The organism is Aeromonas sp. FDAARGOS 1408 (genome assembly GCF_019048665.1).
Classification (GTDB): Bacteria; Pseudomonadota; Gammaproteobacteria; order Enterobacterales; family Aeromonadaceae; genus Aeromonas; species Aeromonas dhakensis.
Genome location: NZ_CP077394.1, coordinates 1,490,404 through 1,506,071, shown reverse-complemented (window position 1 = coordinate 1,506,071; position 15,668 = coordinate 1,490,404). Strand labels below are relative to the sequence as shown.

The following is a 15,668-nucleotide window of genomic DNA, read 5'->3' as shown; positions in this document are numbered from 1 at the left end:
GAAGAATCGAGATGGAACGAGCAGAACTGCTGACCCGCTTTTTGTTGCAACGCCCCGCCCCCGCTCACCGGCTGACGGTGGCCGGGCTCAAGCCCGCCGCCGTGCTGCTGCCGCTGGTTGAACGGGCCGACGGCCTGCAATTGCTGCTGACCCGGCGCAGCCCGCACCTGCGCCACCATGCGGGACAGATAAGCTTCCCCGGTGGCAGGCAGGATCCGGATGACCGGGATCTGATCCACACGGCGCTGCGGGAAACCCAGGAAGAGCTGGGCATAGTCCCGGCCCAGATAGAGGTGCTTGGCACCCTCGCCCCCCTCAACACCGTCTCGCAATATGACGTGCTGCCGGTGCTGGGACTGGTAGCGGCCGACTATCAGCTCACCCTGAGCCGGGACGAGGTCGACCAGGCCTTCGAAGTGCCGCTCAACCACCTGCTGGATCCGCGCCACCATATCGCCCTGACCATTCCCAGAGCCGATCACCTGCACACCATCTATTGGATCCCCTGGCAGGATCATTTTATCTGGGGTGCAACCGCCAGCATGATCCGCCAGCTGTCACGGCAACTCTCCAGATAACATATTACCAACAAATGCCTGTGCAATATTCATGCGTTAACACTAAAATAACGTGGTATTTTATAAAAAATAATTGATTAATTCTTCTTTCGATCACATTTCCATAAAAGAGTGCGGTTTTCAGTCCCATAAAGGTGAATTTGATCAACATTTTTGATTAAAAAACCCGTATCCTTGCGCCGATTCTATAAAAACCACAATTCAGGGGTGAGACACATGTCTAATACTGTCACCGGCGCACAGGATGTTGCGACCTCACAGGAGCAAGGAACCCGCTCAGTCCAATCGCGTGGTTGGACCAAACAAGACACTCGCTGGGTAATCAGCCTGTTCGGCACCGCCGTCGGCGCCGGCATCCTGTTCCTGCCCATCAACGCCGGCATGGGCGGCTTCTGGCCGCTGGTGGTCATGGCGCTGCTGGTCGGCCCCATGACCTATCTGGCACACCGCGGCCTCGCCCGCTTCGTGCTCTCGTCAAGCAAACCCAATGCAGACATCACGGAAGTGGTGGAAGAGCACTTCGGCGTGGGTGCCGGCAAATTAATCACCCTGCTCTACTTCTTCGCCATCTACCCCATCGTGCTGATCTACGGGGTGGGCATCACCAATACGGTGGAAAGCTTCATGGTCAACCAGCTGCAGATGACGGCGCCGCCGCGCTGGATCCTCTCCATCGTGCTGATCATGGGCATGATGTCGGTGATGCTGGCTGGCGAGAAGCTGATGCTCAAAGTGACCGAGTTCCTGGTCTACCCGCTCATCGCCATCCTGGTGGGGATCTCCTTCTACCTGATCCCGGACTGGACCGGTGCCGCCCTCTCCCAGGTACCGTCCGGCAAGGACTTTGCCATCACCCTGTGGCTGACCATCCCGGTGCTGGTGTTCTCCTTCAACCACAGCCCGGCGATCTCCAGCTTCTCCCTGGCCCAGCGCCGCGATCACGGCGAGCAGGCGGTCGAGAAGTCTGACGCCATCCTCAAGCGCACCGCGACCATCCTGCTCGGTTTCGTGATGTTCTTCGTCTTCTCCTGCGTGATGAGCCTGACCCCGGCACAGCTGGCCGAGGCCAAGTCCCAGAACATTGCCGTGCTCTCCTACCTGGCCAACCAGCACTCAAGCCCCATCATCTCCTACTTCGGTCCGCTGGTGGCGTTCGTGGCCATCGTCTCCTCCTTCTTCGGCCACTACCTGGGTGCCCGTGAAGGCCTGAAGGGGATGATCGTCCAGAACCTGCGCAAGTCCGGCAAGGAGCCGAACCACAAGAAGGTCGAGATCTTCATCATCGCCTTCTTCATCCTGACCCTGTGGGGCACCGCGGTGATCAACCCCTCCATCCTCGGCATGATCGAGTCGATGGGCGGCCCCATCATCGCCACCATCCTGTTCATCATGCCGATGTACGCCATCAAGCGCGTGCCGGCCATGGCGAAGTATCAGGGCCACATCAGCAACGTCTTCGTGGCCCTGATGGGGATGACCGCCATCTCCGCCATTCTTTACCAGCTGATCGGCTGACGCTGACAGAGACCAGCAACAATGCCAGCCGGGTAACCGGCTGGCATTTTTTTATGGTGCAGGGCTGATTGCAGTTCTTCGCGAGGCAAAAAGAGAGGAACCCTTGAGAGCGAGTTGGCTGGCAAGCCACAACAACCCGGCCATGCCTGCTCACGTTTTCGCTCTGACGACCCACCCTGCTCGGGCTGGTGTATCGAGCCGCCGTCAAGCCGATCAACTCCTGCCCGCATCATCCGAGACGGCAAAGCCCTCCCTCTTCCACGCTCGCACACCCCTTCATCCCGACCCAGTGACGGCTGCCGGGTTTCAGGTCGTGAAGCCTTCTTCTCTGTTTGCCGGGAGGATTGCCAGGAGTCACGACAGCTACCCGCCCCATCCGGGCGGCAATAAAAAACGCCCTCAAATGAGGGCGTTGTCGTTGTGAATAGAAAGATACGGCTATCAGGCTTCGCTGTTGGGCACCGGCGAGATGTCCAGCAGGGTCTCATCTTCGGCCATGCAGGCCGCGGCGGTGAACAGCACGTCGGTGGAGCTGTTGAGGGCCGTCTCTGCGGAGTCCTGCAGCACGCCGATGATGAAGCCGACCGCCACCACCTGCATGGCGATGTCGTTGCTGATACCAAACAGGCTGCATGCCAGCGGGATCAGCAGCAGGGAGCCGCCGGCCACACCGGAGGCGCCGCAGGCACTGACGGTCGCAACCACGGAGAGCAGAATGGCCGTCGCCGGATCCACGTCCATCCCCAGGGTGTGGACCGCCGCCATGGAGAGCACGGTAATGGTGATGGCCGCACCGGCCATGTTGATGGTGGCCCCCAGCGGGATGGAGACCGCGTAGGTATCCTCTGGGAGACGCAGTTTTTCGCACAGCGTCATGTTGACCGGAATGTTGGCGGCTGAGCTGCGGGTGAAGAAGGCGGTGACGCCGCTCTCTTTCAGGCAGGTCAGCACCAGCGGATAGGGGTTGCGGCGGATCTTCCAGAACACGATGAGCGGGTTGACCACGAAGGCGATGAACAGCATGCAGCCGATCAGCACCACCAGCAGTTGGGCATAGCCAAACAGGGCCTCAAAACCGGTTTCCGCCAGGGTGGAGGCTACCAGACCCAGAATGCCGAGCGGTGCGCAGCGGATCACCGCTTTCACAATGGTGGAGACGCCGTGGGACAGGTCGGTGATCACCGCTTTGGTCCCTTCGCTGGCGTGGCGCATGGCGATGCCAAGGCCGATGGCCCAGGCCAGAATGCCGATGTAGTTGGCGTCCAGCAGCGCCTTGACCGGGTTGGTCACCACGTTGAACAGCAGGGTCTGCAGTACCTCGGTGATGCCGCCCGGCGGGGTGATCTCGGCACTGTTGGCCACCAGGTGCAGGTTGGTGGGGAACAGGAAGCTTGCAACCACGGCCACCGCAGCCGCCAGGAAAGTTCCCAGCAGATAGAGCAGCAGGATCGGCTTCATGTTGGTTTTTTGACCCTGCTTGTGGCCGATGATCGCCGCCATCACCAGTACGAAGACCAGCAGCGGCGCCACCGCCTTCAAGGCGCCGACGAACAGGCTGCCGAGCAGACCCGCCGCTTTGGCCCATTCCGGCATGAACATAGCAAGGAGGATACCGAAGACCAGACCGACCAGGATCTGGCTAACCAGGCTGGTGCTGTTGACCAGTCTTATGAGGGGGTGTTGTTGTGTCATCAAATAGTCCCTGAGCACCTAAGTGCGTGAATCATTAGTCCTGTTGGCAACCGCTACACCAGGCGACACCCATGTCACGGGCTGGCGTCGTCTGCCCCGGCAAGCCTTCTGTCGAGCCTGTCCGGAAACACACGGGGTTGCGGACAAGGAATATCCCATCTGCAGCCGCTTTTTTCCACAGAATCACTGAAAAATATCCGCTTCGCCTCACAAAAAATCTACAACACCGAGATAACACAATATCAACAACGCTCAAATGGATGCCATTTTCCCTCCCGATTGGCCGCCAGCCTCCACCCGGCGGTGGTATCATGACGGTTTTGCCGCGGAGCCTTTGCCATGATCTCATCCCTGTTGACCCGTCACTTTGGCTTCGATCGGTTGAGGCCAGGACAGGAAGAGGTGATCAGCCGGCTGCTGGCGGGCAAGAACGCCGCCGCCATCTTCCCCACCGGTTCAGGCAAATCCCTCTGCTATCAGTTGCCGGCACTGGCCCTGCCCCACCTGACCCTGGTGATCTCCCCCCTGATCGCACTGATGCACGATCAGCTCGCCTTTTTGCGCAGCAAGGGGATCGCCGCCGCCACCCTCGACTCCAGCCTGACAGCGGAGGAGAGCCGCCGGGTGATGCAGCAGGCCAACGACGGCCAGCTCAAGATCCTGATGATCTCGGTGGAGCGCCTCAAGAACGAGCGCTTTCGCCGCTTCATCCAGCAGGTGCCGCTGTCAATGCTGGTGGTGGACGAGGCTCACTGCATTTCGGAATGGGGCCACAACTTTCGCCCCGACTACCTCAAGCTGCCTGACTATCGCCGCGAACTTGCCATTCCCCAGGTGCTGCTGCTGACGGCAACCGCCACCCCGGCCGTGATGGCCGACATGCAGGCCAAATTCGACATCGAGGATGACGGGCTCATCGTCACCGGCTTTTATCGCGCCAACCTGGACCTGGCCGTCGTCCCCCTGCCCACCGAGGCGCGCGATAGCTGGCTGCATGGGGAACTGGCGCGCGATCCCGCCGCCCCTACCATCATCTACGTCACCCTGCAACACACTGCCGAAATCTGTGCCGCCCAGTTGCAGCAGCGCGGGATCAGGGCCCGAGCCTATCATGCCGGGCTCGACGCCACCTTGCGCAGCCAGATCCAGCACGACTTCATGACCGGCAAGCTGGATTGCATCGTGGCCACCATCGCCTTTGGCATGGGCATCGACAAGGCCGATATTCGCCGGGTGATCCATTACGATCTGCCCAAGTCCATCGAAAACTACAGCCAGGAGATAGGCCGTGCCGGCCGCGACGGCCAGCCTTCCCGCTGCATCGTGCTGGCCAATCGCAGCCAGTTGCCGGTGCTGGAGAATTTCGTCTATGGCGACACTCCGGATCGCTCGGCCATCGTCGCGCTGCTCGAGATCCTGCTGCAAAGCGGCAGCGAGTGGGAATTCAGCCTGCTGCGTCTGTCCAATGAGACCAACATCCGCCAACTGCCTCTCAAGACCCTGCTGGTCTATCTGGAGATGGCGGGCATCACAGCCCCGGCCTACAGCTACTTTGCCGAGTACCGTTTCAAATTCGTGCTGGAGAAAGCGGAGATCCTGGCCCGCTTCAATCCGGAGCGACGCCTGTTCCTGGAGCAGCTGTTCGCCTGCGCCCCGCAGGCCCGCAGCTGGTGCACCATGGACTTCGATGCGCTCTGGCAAGGCTATCAGGGGGAGCGGCACCGCGCGGCGGCGGCCTTGGACTATCTGCAGCAGCAGGGCTGGATCGAACTGGAAAGCAAGCAGATGACCGAGGTTTACCGGGTGCTGCGCCAGGAGATTGACGTAACTCCCCTGGCCGATGAGCTGCACAACTTGTTTGAAAAGAAAGAACACAGCGAGCTGGCCCGTCTGCAGGCATTGCTGGGTTTCTTTACCTCAAGCAGTTGCCTGAGCCATGAACTGGCGCGCTACTTTGCCGATCAGGCAGCCCCCACTCATTGCGGGCACTGCTCGGTCTGTCGGGGCGAGGTGGCAGAGCTCCCTCCCTTGCCTGGCCGGACACTGCCCAATGAACAGGGGCTAAAAGCCTGGTGCGATCCCCTGGTTGCCCTGTGTCACACCCGGCATCCGCGCGTCCTGACCCGCTTTCTGTGCGGCATCGCCACGCCGCTCACCACCCGGGTCAAGGCGAAAAGCCTGGCCGGATTTGGCCAGCTGGCATCCCACCCCTTCGCCGACGTCCTGGCGGCGGTTTCCCGCATTTATCCGGTCCACCACGATCACTAGCTCACCAAGCAGCGCCGATTGCGCTGAAAAAATAAGACCCTCGCATTTGCGAGGGTCAAGCCAACGGAAACGTGCTTAAACAGAGCTTTGTATCGGCAACCAGCCACTCTCTTGCTAAAGCGCTGACTGCCCGACACAAGGCCAATCTAGAGCAGTCGCAATGTAGCGTCAATGTAAAAATTAGAGCTAAAACACCAAACAATTAACTTTACGTGCACGTAAACGTAATGCCATTTCTGCTGCGTGGCGCGCTCCCCCTTGCCCTGACTGCGCTTGCGGCAGCCGGCCAGGAACAATGCGGTGCAGTTTCCATTTTTTGACAAACATTTATTTTTTATGTCTTTGACATTTGCCTCACTATCATGGCAAAAATAATTTAACAGTCAGTAACATAGGTGTGTCACTGATTGCGCCTTCCCGCATCGGGTCGGGAAGTACCCTTGCAAATTTAAACCAATAGTTGGTGATGGATTACTGGGGGCTGTTGACTAGGCTTAATGAGGTAAACAGAACAAAAGTAGTGATCCACTCTTTTCAGGGTAAGCGACTATAACGAGGGCAAAGTTATGGGCATCTTCGAGCATTATCAACAGCGATATGAGAAAGCCAGGGAAGAGGAATACAGCATCCAGGAGTTCCTGGATATGTGTAAACAGGACAAGTCCTGCTACGCCTCTGCCGCCGAACGTCTGCTGACCGCCATCGGTGAGCCTGAGATGGTCGACACCTCTGCCAATCCCAGACTCAGTCGTCTTTTTTCCAACCGCGTCGTGGCACGCTATCCCGCCTTCAAAGACTTCTACGGCATGGAAGAGGCCATCGAGCAGATCGTCTCCTATCTCAAACACTCCGCCCAGGGGCTGGAAGAGAAGAAACAGATCCTCTATCTGCTGGGCCCGGTCGGCGGCGGTAAATCCTCGCTGGCAGAAAAACTCAAATCCCTGATGCAGAAGGTGCCTATCTATCGCATCAAGGGGTCACCGGTCAACGATCACCCCTTCTGCCTGTTCGACATTGAGGAAGATGGCGAGCTGCTGGAAAAAGAGTACGGCATCCCGCGCCGCTACCTGCGCCCCATCATGTCCCCCTGGGTCGCCAAGCGGCTGCACGAATTTGGTGGCGACATCACCAAGTTCAAGGTGGAGAAGGTCAACCCCTCCATCCTCGACCAGATTGCCATCGCCAAGACAGAACCGGGCGATGACAACAACCAGGACATCTCCTCTCTGGTCGGCAAGGTGGACATCCGTATGCTGGAGCACTTCGCCCAGGATGACGCCGACGCCTACTCCTACTCGGGCGCGCTGTGCAAGGCGAACCAGGGGATCATGGAGTTCGTCGAGATGTTCAAGGCGCCCATCAAGGTGCTGCACCCGCTGCTGACCGCCACTCAGGAGGGGAACTACAACGGGACCGAGGGGCTCTCCGCCCTCCCCTTCGACGGCATCCTGCTGGCTCACTCCAACGAATCCGAGTGGCAGCAGTTCCGCAACAACAAGAACAACGAGGCCTTCCTCGACCGGGTCTACATCGTCAAGGTGCCTTACTGCCTGCGGGTGTCGGAAGAGGTGAAGATCTACGAGAAGCTGTTGGTCAACAGTGAGCTGACCGATGCCAAGTGCGCGCCGGGAACCCTGGAGCTGCTGGGTCAGTTCTCCGTGCTGTCGCGCCTCAAGGAGCCGGAAAACTCCAGCATCTACTCCAAGATGCGGGTCTATGATGGCGAGAGTCTCAAAGACACCGATCCCAAGGCGAAGAGCTATCAGGAGTACCGCGATTACGCCGGCGTCGACGAGGGGATGAATGGCCTCTCCACCCGCTTCGCGTTCAAGATCCTCTCCCGCGTCTTCAACTTCGACCACGCGGAAGTGGCGGCCAACCCGGTACACCTCTTCTATGTGCTGGAGCAGCAGATCGAGCGCGAGCAGTTCCCGCAGGAGCTGCACGACCGCTACCTTGAGTTCATCAAGGGCTATCTGACCCCGCGCTACGTGGAGTTCATCGGCAAGGAGATCCAGACCGCCTACCTCGAGTCCTACTCCGAGTACGGTCAGAACATCTTCGATCGCTATGTCACCTACGCCGACTTCTGGATCCAGGATCAGGAGTACCGTGACCCCGAGACCGGCCAGCTGTTTGACCGCGCCTCCCTCAACAGCGAGCTGGAGAAAATTGAAAAACCCGCCGGGATCAGCAATCCGAAGGATTTCCGCAACGAAATCGTCAACTTCGTGCTGCGTGCCCGCGCCAACAATGCAGGCCGTAACCCCAACTGGACCAGTTACGAGAAGCTGCGCACCGTGATCGAGAAGAAGATGTTCTCCAACACGGAAGAGCTGCTGCCGGTTATCTCCTTCAACAGCAAAACCTCGGCCGAGGAGCAGAAGAAGCACGATAACTTTGTCGAACGGATGATGGAGAAAGGCTACACCCGCAAACAGGTGCGCCTGCTCTCCGAGTGGTATCTCAGGGTACGCAAGTCATCCTGACCCTGACTGTTCAAGGGGGAGTTATGGCGCATTTTATCGACCGCAGGCTCAACGGCAAAAACAAAAGCGCTGTCAATCGGCAGCGCTTCATCCGCCGCTACAAGAAGCAGATCAAACAAGCGGTCTCTGATGCTGTCTCCAAGCGCAGCATTCAGGACGTGGATACCGGCGAGAGCATCAGCATCCCGACCAAGGACATCGGCGAGCCCCATTTCCATCAGGGGCAAGGCGGTAAACGGGAGATGGTGCACCCCGGCAACGATCAATTTGTCTCCGGCGACAAGATTGACCGCCCCAAGGGAGGAGGTGGTGGTCAGGGCTCCGGCGAGGGGCAGGCTTCCAATCAGGGAGAGGGGGCGGACGACTTCGTCTTCCAGATTTCCAAGGATGAGTATTTGGACCTGCTGTTTGAAGATCTGGAACTGCCGAGGCTGCAAAAAACCCAGCTCAATCAGCTGATGGAAGTCAAAACCTACCGGGCGGGTTACACCTCCAACGGGGTGCCCGCCAACATCAACGTGGTGCGTTCACTGCAAAACTCGCTGGCCCGCCGCATGGCGCTGCAGGCGGGCAAGAAACGCCAACTGCACGAACTGGAGGATCGTCTCGCCCTGTTGGCCGCCGATCCTACCGAACACTTTGCGGAGATGGCCCAGCTCGAAAAAGAGATCCGTGAGCTGAAGAGACGGATCGATGCGGTGCCCTTTATCGACACCTTCGATCTCAAGTTCAACAACTTCGTCAAGCGGCCCGTGCCTTCCAGCCAGGCGGTGATGTTCTGCCTGATGGACGTGTCAGGCTCCATGGATCAGGCCACCAAGGAGATGGCCAAGCGTTTCTATATCCTGCTCTATCTGTTCCTGAGCCGGACCTACAAGAACGTCGAAGTGGTCTACATCCGTCACCACACCCAGGCCAAGGAAGTGGACGAGCACGAATTTTTCTACTCCCAGGAGACGGGCGGCACCATCGTCTCCAGTGCGCTCAAGATGATGAACGACATCATTAACGAACGTTACCCCGCCAACCAGTGGAACATCTACGCGGCACAGGCGTCAGATGGTGACAACTGGGCCGACGACTCGCCGCAGTGCCGGGAGATCCTGGTGCGGGACATCATGCCGCGGGTGCGGTACTACTCCTACATCGAGATCACCACCCGCGCCCACCAGACCCTGTGGCACGAGTATGAGTCGGTCGCCAGCCAGTTCCCCCACTTTGCGATGGAGCATATTCGCAAGGTCGAGGATATCTATCCGGTATTCCGGGAGCTGTTCAAGAAGCAAGCGGCTTGAGGGAGGTCATATGGTAGAAACCGCAAGAAAAGTAGCGCCGCTGGACGATGGCCCGGACTGGAACTTCGACCTGCTGGACATTTACCATCAAGAAATAGCCCGGGTCGCCAAATTCTATCGACTGGACACCTACCCCAACCAGATAGAGGTGATCACGGCGGAGCAGATGATGGATGCCTACTCCAGCGTCGGCATGCCCATCGGTTATCAGCACTGGTCATTCGGCAAGCGCTTCATCCACACCGAGCGCAACTACAAGCGTGGCCAGATGGGGCTGGCCTACGAGATCGTCATCAACTCCGATCCCTGCATCGCCTATCTGATGGAGGAGAACACCATGCCGATGCAGGCCCTGGTGATGGCCCACGCCTGCTACGGCCACAACTCCTTCTTCAAGAACAACTACCTGTTCAAGGCCTGGACCGATGCCTCTTCCATCATCGACTATCTGCTGTTTGCCAAGAACTACATCACCGAATGCGAAGAGAAGCACGGCATCGACGCGGTGGAGAAACTGCTCGACTCCTGCCATGCGCTGATGAACTTCGGGGTGGATCGTTACAAGCGGCCTCAGAAGATCTCCATGGCCGAAGAGAAGCGACGCCAGAAGGCACGGGAAGACTATCTGCAAACCCAGGTCAACGAACTGTGGCGCACCCTGCCCAAACAGCACAAGGCCTCCGGGGTGGAAGACCGCCGCTACCCTGCCGAGCCACAGGAGAACATTCTCTATTTCATCGAGAAGAATGCCCCCCTGCTGGAGCCCTGGCAGCGCGAGATAGTGCGCATTGTGCGCAAGATCAGCCAGTACTTCTACCCCCAGAAACAGACCCAGGTGATGAACGAAGGGTGGGCCACCTTCTGGCACTACACCATCCTCAACCACCTCTATGACGAGGGCAAGATAAGCGATCGCTTCATGATCGAGGTGCTGCACAGCCACACCAACGTGGTCTATCAGCCCCCCTACAACAGTCGCTACTACTCGGGGATCAACCCCTACGCCCTCGGTTTTGCCATGTTCACCGATCTGCGCCGCATCTGCGAGCACCCGACCGAGGAGGACAGATACTGGTTCCCCGACTACGCCGGCAGCAACTGGGTGGAGACGCTGCATTTCGCCATGCAGAACTTCAAGGACGAGAGCTTCATCAGCCAGTTCCTGAGTCCCAAGGTGATGCGCGACATGAAGCTGTTCGCTATCGATGACGACGACCTGAAGAACTACCTGAAGGTCTCGGCCATCCACAATGATGAAGGCTATCGTCAGGTGCGCAATACCCTGTCAGCCCAGTATAACCTGAGCAATCTGGAGCCCAACATCCAGGTCTACAACGTGGCGGTGAAGGGGGATCGCTCCCTCACCCTGCGCTATGTGCCACACAACCGGATCCCGCTAGGGGACTCCCGTCACGAGGTGCTCAAGCATCTGCACCAGCTGTGGGGTTTCGACGTAATACTGGAGCAGGACAATGGCGAACTGCCTCCCGACATCATCGGGCGCTGCCCGGAGAAGAAGCCGCTCTGATCCCCCTCACCTTGCAGCCATAAAAAACGCGCCAATCGGCGCGTTTTTCTTGCATCAGAGCAGGCTCAGTTGTCGCACAGATTGCTCGGCATGTCCTGGCGCAGGCGGGTCCAGAGTCTGCCGGACTCGATGCCGTATTGGCGCACCGTCATGAACACGGCCTCGTGATTCTTGGTCTCGGCCAGGTTAAGCAGGGTCTTGTAGTAGGCATCCGCGGTTTCACGCGCCTGCTTGTCGGAGAAGTAGTAGCGGCCAACCCGGCTGTACAGCCCTTTGAAACCGTTCAGGATCAAGGCGTAGATGGGGTTGCCCGAGGCGAACGACAGCTGATGGTGCAACCGGTAATCAAAGTCGGCATAGGCTTCGGCGCTGTTCTCCACCTCGGCGGCGCCGCGCAGGATCTCGGCGGCCTGCTCCGGGTTGTTGCGGATCGCGCCACGAATGAAGATGGTGCAGATGTTGGTACGCGCCGACAGCAGCTGAGCCACCAGATCCGGTACCTTGTCCTGATCGAGGCGAGCCAGGGTCTCCAGAATGTTGAGTCCCGAGGTCTCCCAGAAGTTGTTCACCTTGGTCGGTTTGCCATGCTGGATGGTGAGCCAGCCATCGCGGGCCAGACGCTGCAGCACTTCACGCAAGGTGGTTCGGGTCACGCCAATCAGCTCGGACAGCTCGCGCTCGGCCGGCAAGATGGATCCTGGAGGAAAGCGATTGTTCCAGATGGACTCGATGATGTATTCCTCGGCAAACCCTGCGGGGCTCTGCGCTTTTATGACCATGTAGTGACTCTGTTGTAGTACGTAAAAAAGGCTCACGAATAATAGCAAAGCAGGGAGGGCTGGCAAGCAGAAGGTCAGTCCTCTGCTCACATCAGCGGGTGATTTTGTTAAAAAAATGTATTTAAGCCGGCAATAGGTGCCAGCCAACCCCTGGATTGCCCATAAAACCACCATACTCATGGGCAAGCGCGACTATGTTATTTATAGTTAATGCTCTTTTTGATTAAAATCATGAGGAATCAATCTGATAAGGGACAACATCCGGATGTTCTGGTCGAGCCTGTCTTGACTGCATAGACGCAGATACCAACCACAAAACAGAGACCCATTATTATGCCAATCAGCTTAGGGCAAGCCTTTGCCAGGAACTTTCTGGGCAACGCCCCCCAGTGGTACAAGGCCGCTATTCTTCTATTCCTGCTGATCAACCCGATCGCCTTTTATCTCGATCCCTTCATGGCCGGCTGGCTGCTGGTCGTCGAGTTCATTTTCACCCTGGCCATGGCCCTCAAGTGCTATCCGCTGCAACCCGGCGGCCTGTTGGCCATTGAGGCAGTGCTGATCGGCATGACCTCGGCACAGCAGGTAAAACACGAACTGGTCGCCAATATCGAAGTGCTGCTGCTGCTTGTCTTCATGGTGGCCGGCATCTACTTCATGAAGCAGCTGTTGCTCTACGTGTTCACCAAGCTGCTGATCCGGATCCGCTCCAAAACGATGCTATCCCTGGCGTTTTGTCTGGTCTCCGCCTTCCTGTCAGCCTTCCTCGATGCCCTCACCGTGATTGCCGTGGTGATCAGCGTCGCCACCGGCTTCTACGCCATCTATCACAAGGTCTCCTCCGGCAAGGAGTTTGGCCACTCCCACGATTACACCGATGATGGCACCGTCAACGAGCTCAATCGTCAGCACCTGGATGACTTTCGCGCCTTCCTGCGCAGCCTGATGATGCATGCCGCCATCGGTACTGCCCTCGGTGGCGTCTGCACCCTGGTGGGAGAGCCCCAGAACCTGATCATCGGTGAACAGGCCGGCTGGAATTTCGTCGAATTCGCCATTCGCATGTCTCCGGTCACGGTTCCGGTGTTTATCTGCGGTCTGCTGACCTGCGTCCTGGTCGAAAAGTGTCGCTGGTTTGGCTATGGCGCCAAATTGCCGGACGCGGTACGTCGCATCATGGAGGATTACAACCGTTATGAAGAGGCCGAGCGCACCGCTCAGGACAAGGCCAAGCTGATCGTGCAGGCGGTGATCGCCCTCTGGCTCATTCTGGGGCTTGCCCTGCACCTGGCGGCGGTGGGTCTCATCGGTCTGTCGGTCATCGTACTGGCCACCTCCCTCACCGGCATCACCGAAGAACACTCCCTCGGCAAGGCATTCCAGGAGGCACTGCCCTTTACCGCCCTGCTGGCCGTCTTCTTCAGCGTGGTCGCCGTTATCATCGATCAGCAGCTGTTCAAGCCGGTGATCCAATGGGTACTGGCGGCCGAGCCGGACGCCCAGCTCGCGCTCTTCTATCTGGCCAACGGCCTGCTCTCCATGGTCAGTGACAACGTCTTCGTCGGCACCGTCTACATCAACGAGGTGAAGACCGCCCTGCTCAACAATGCCATCAGCCGCGAGCAGTTTGAGCTGCTGGCGGTGGCCATCAACACCGGTACCAACCTGCCGTCGGTAGCCACCCCCAACGGCCAGGCCGCCTTCCTGTTCATGCTGACGTCGGCACTGGCGCCGCTGCTGCGCCTCTCCTACGGCCGGATGGTGTGGATGGCGCTGCCCTATACCCTGGTGCTGGGTCTGGTGGGTTTCTTCTCGGTGGAGTTTCTGCTCGGCCCGCTCACCGACTGGTACTATCAGGCCGGCTGGCTGACGCTCGACAACGCCGCGCCTGCGGTACTGTCCGCACTCTACTGAGTGCCATGAGGGCCCGCCAGGGCCCTTTCTTTTTGGCCCCTGCTCTGCTCTAATTCAGCCACTGTTTTTTCTGTGAGATCAACCAGATGATAGAGTTTCTGCGACGTATAGCCGCCCATCGCCTGGCATGGGGCCTGCTTGCAGCCTCCGCCCTGTTCCTCGAGTTGAGCGCCCTCTTCTTCCAGCACGTGCTGGGTCTGCATCCCTGCGTCATGTGTATCTATGAGCGGCTTGCCACCCTCGGGGTCCTCATGGCGGCGCTGCTCGGCATGGTGGCTCCGCAGAAATGGTATGTGCGCTGGAGCGCCCTGCTGATGTGGGGCGCCAGTGCCTTCTGGGGCCTAAAACTGGCGCTCAAGCATGTGGATTATCAGGTAAACCCCTCTCCCTTCAATGTCTGCGAAGGGTTTGTCGACTTCCCGAGCTGGGCACCGCTGGATCAGTGGATCCCCTGGATGTTCTTCCCGGATGGCGACTGCAGCGAGGTCAGCTGGCAGTTCCTGAGCTTCTCCATGCCCCAGTGGCTGGTGGCCATCTTCGCCGCCTACCTGCTGGTGTTCGTGGTGGTGGCCATCGGCAACCTGGTCAAGGGGCGCTGCTGCAACTAGGTCGGAGCAACATCATCCGTCGCGAAAAGGGAGCCAGTGGCTCCCTTTTTCATGAAGATAGCGGGTGGCACCTTGCCCCCTGATATCGTTCTTCAATGTCTCGCTCCCCTGCCAGCCATCCTGGTGACCGCTTGCTCGCCTACTAGCCTTTTCTCCTGGCTCATCAGTGAGAAATCAGCAATCAGAACCATGCTCAAACAAAAAAGGGAGCCTGCGGCTCCCTCTCATGACACGGCCAACAAGGCTGACTCAGGAAGCCACCTTGCCGGCGTTGAGCTTGGCTTTCACCATGCCGATCACCATGGGCAGCAGCGAGATGCCGATGATGCCGAAGATGAGCAGGGTAAAGTTCTGCCGCACCACCGGCAGGTTGCCGAAAAAGTGGCCGGCGTAGACGAAGGAGATCACCCACAAGAGCCCCCCCACCAGATTGAACGCCAGGAAGCGCGGATAGGTCATGGCCCCCATGCCCGCCACGAAGGGGGCGAAGGTGCGCACTATGGGCAGGAAGCGGGTGATGATGATGGTCTTGCCGCCGTGTCTGGCGTAGAAGGCGTGGGTCTTGTCCAGATAGTCCCGCCGGAAGATCTTGGAGTCCGGGTTGTGAAACAGCTGCTCACCGAAGAAGTGGCCTATGGTGTAGTTCACCACGTTGCCGAGCACGGCGGCGATGATCAACACGGCCGCCAGGGTGTGCACGTCCAGCACGCTGCCCACGGTGAGGGCACCGGCGGCAAACAGCAGGGAGTCACCCGGCAGGAAGGGGGTGACCACCAGTCCGGTCTCGCAGAAGATGATAAGAAACAGGATGGCGTAAACCCAGATACCGTAGTTTTCAAACAGCTCTTTCAGATGCACGTCAACGTGCAGGATAAAGTCGATTGCAAAGAGGATCAGATCCATTTTTCCATACTCATGATGTGAACGGCGTGGAGTCTACGCCAATGCCAGGCAAGCCACAATCGCTGTGGACTGCCTCCTGTACTCGCCGCTTGGCGTCGC

Annotated in this window: 11 protein-coding genes; 8 read left to right on the top strand and 3 right to left on the bottom strand. The window is 58.6% G+C overall.

Annotated elements, in window-relative coordinates:
- Positions 1–11: 11 nt before the first annotated feature.
- Both I6L38_RS07040 and I6L38_RS07035 read left to right on the top strand, forming a co-directional pair.
- Positions 12–578 (top strand): CoA pyrophosphatase, encoded by a 567-nt coding sequence (locus I6L38_RS07040; RefSeq protein WP_005300376.1) that lies wholly within the window; start codon positions 12–14, stop codon positions 576–578.
- Positions 579–794: 216 nt separating this feature from the next.
- Positions 795–2,093, top strand: a complete 1,299-nt coding sequence (locus I6L38_RS07035) for a serine/threonine transporter (RefSeq protein ID WP_017782660.1) — start codon at positions 795–797, stop codon at positions 2,091–2,093.
- Between the two features lie 441 nt (positions 2,094–2,534).
- On the opposite strand, the gene sstT is transcribed toward I6L38_RS07035, so the two are convergent.
- Positions 2,535–3,785 carry a serine/threonine transporter SstT gene (gene sstT, locus I6L38_RS07030; protein WP_010634121.1) on the bottom strand — a complete coding sequence of 417 codons (1,251 nt, stop codon included), beginning with the start codon at positions 3,783–3,785 and terminating at the stop codon, positions 2,535–2,537.
- A gap of 339 nt (positions 3,786–4,124) precedes the next feature.
- On the opposite strand from sstT, the gene I6L38_RS07025 reads away from it, so the two are divergent.
- From I6L38_RS07025 to I6L38_RS07010, 4 genes are all read left to right on the top strand, one after another.
- The gene (locus I6L38_RS07025) at positions 4,125–6,053 is read left to right on the top strand and encodes an ATP-dependent DNA helicase RecQ (RefSeq protein WP_024941548.1); all 1,929 of its coding nucleotides are present in this window, start codon (positions 4,125–4,127) and stop codon (positions 6,051–6,053) included.
- Between the two features lie 566 nt (positions 6,054–6,619).
- Positions 6,620–8,542: a PrkA family serine protein kinase gene (locus tag I6L38_RS07020; protein ID WP_005300364.1), complete on the top strand. Its 1,923-nt coding sequence runs from the start codon at positions 6,620–6,622 to the stop codon at positions 8,540–8,542.
- A 23-nt stretch (positions 8,543–8,565) separates the two neighbouring features.
- Positions 8,566–9,837 carry a YeaH/YhbH family protein gene (locus I6L38_RS07015; protein ID WP_010634123.1) on the top strand — a complete coding sequence of 424 codons (1,272 nt, stop codon included), beginning with the start codon at positions 8,566–8,568 and terminating at the stop codon, positions 9,835–9,837.
- A gap of 10 nt (positions 9,838–9,847) precedes the next feature.
- Positions 9,848–11,365, top strand: a complete 1,518-nt coding sequence (locus I6L38_RS07010) for a SpoVR family protein (protein WP_010634124.1) — start codon at positions 9,848–9,850, stop codon at positions 11,363–11,365.
- A gap of 65 nt (positions 11,366–11,430) precedes the next feature.
- On the opposite strand, the gene fadR is transcribed toward I6L38_RS07010, so the two are convergent.
- Positions 11,431–12,144: a fatty acid metabolism transcriptional regulator FadR gene (fadR, locus tag I6L38_RS07005; RefSeq protein WP_010634125.1), complete on the bottom strand. Its 714-nt coding sequence runs from the start codon at positions 12,142–12,144 to the stop codon at positions 11,431–11,433.
- A 333-nt stretch (positions 12,145–12,477) separates the two neighbouring features.
- On the opposite strand from fadR, the gene nhaB reads away from it, so the two are divergent.
- A complete protein-coding gene (gene nhaB / locus I6L38_RS07000; protein ID WP_005300353.1) occupies positions 12,478–14,058 on the top strand; it encodes a Na(+)/H(+) antiporter NhaB in 1,581 nt (526 codons plus the stop codon).
- 86 nt (positions 14,059–14,144) lie between these two features.
- A complete protein-coding gene (gene dsbB, locus I6L38_RS06995) occupies positions 14,145–14,666 on the top strand; it encodes a disulfide bond formation protein DsbB (RefSeq protein WP_005300350.1) in 522 nt (173 codons plus the stop codon).
- A 249-nt stretch (positions 14,667–14,915) separates the two neighbouring features.
- Here the strand turns inward: dsbB and I6L38_RS06990 are convergent, their stop codons facing one another.
- Entirely contained in the window at positions 14,916–15,569 is a 654-nt protein-coding gene (locus tag I6L38_RS06990) for a DedA family protein (RefSeq protein ID WP_010634126.1), read from the bottom strand.
- Positions 15,570–15,668: the final 99 nt, after the last annotated feature.

Excerpts from the sequence above, each read along its gene's own strand:
- I6L38_RS07040 (WP_005300376.1), top strand. The coding sequence starts at position 12 with ATGGAACGAGCAGAACTGCTGACCCGCTTTTTGTTGCAACGCCCCGCC.
- I6L38_RS07035 (WP_017782660.1), top strand. The coding sequence starts at position 795 with ATGTCTAATACTGTCACCGGCGCACAGGATGTTGCGACCTCACAGGAG.
- sstT (WP_010634121.1), bottom strand. The coding sequence starts at position 3,785 with ATGACACAACAACACCCCCTCATAAGACTGGTCAACAGCACCAGCCTG.
- I6L38_RS07025 (WP_024941548.1), top strand. The coding sequence starts at position 4,125 with ATGATCTCATCCCTGTTGACCCGTCACTTTGGCTTCGATCGGTTGAGG.
- I6L38_RS07020 (WP_005300364.1), top strand. The coding sequence starts at position 6,620 with ATGGGCATCTTCGAGCATTATCAACAGCGATATGAGAAAGCCAGGGAA.
- I6L38_RS07015 (WP_010634123.1), top strand. The coding sequence starts at position 8,566 with ATGGCGCATTTTATCGACCGCAGGCTCAACGGCAAAAACAAAAGCGCT.
- I6L38_RS07010 (WP_010634124.1), top strand. The coding sequence starts at position 9,848 with ATGGTAGAAACCGCAAGAAAAGTAGCGCCGCTGGACGATGGCCCGGAC.
- fadR (WP_010634125.1), bottom strand. The coding sequence starts at position 12,144 with ATGGTCATAAAAGCGCAGAGCCCCGCAGGGTTTGCCGAGGAATACATC.
- nhaB (WP_005300353.1), top strand. The coding sequence starts at position 12,478 with ATGCCAATCAGCTTAGGGCAAGCCTTTGCCAGGAACTTTCTGGGCAAC.
- dsbB (WP_005300350.1), top strand. The coding sequence starts at position 14,145 with ATGATAGAGTTTCTGCGACGTATAGCCGCCCATCGCCTGGCATGGGGC.
- I6L38_RS06990 (WP_010634126.1), bottom strand. The coding sequence starts at position 15,569 with ATGGATCTGATCCTCTTTGCAATCGACTTTATCCTGCACGTTGACGTG.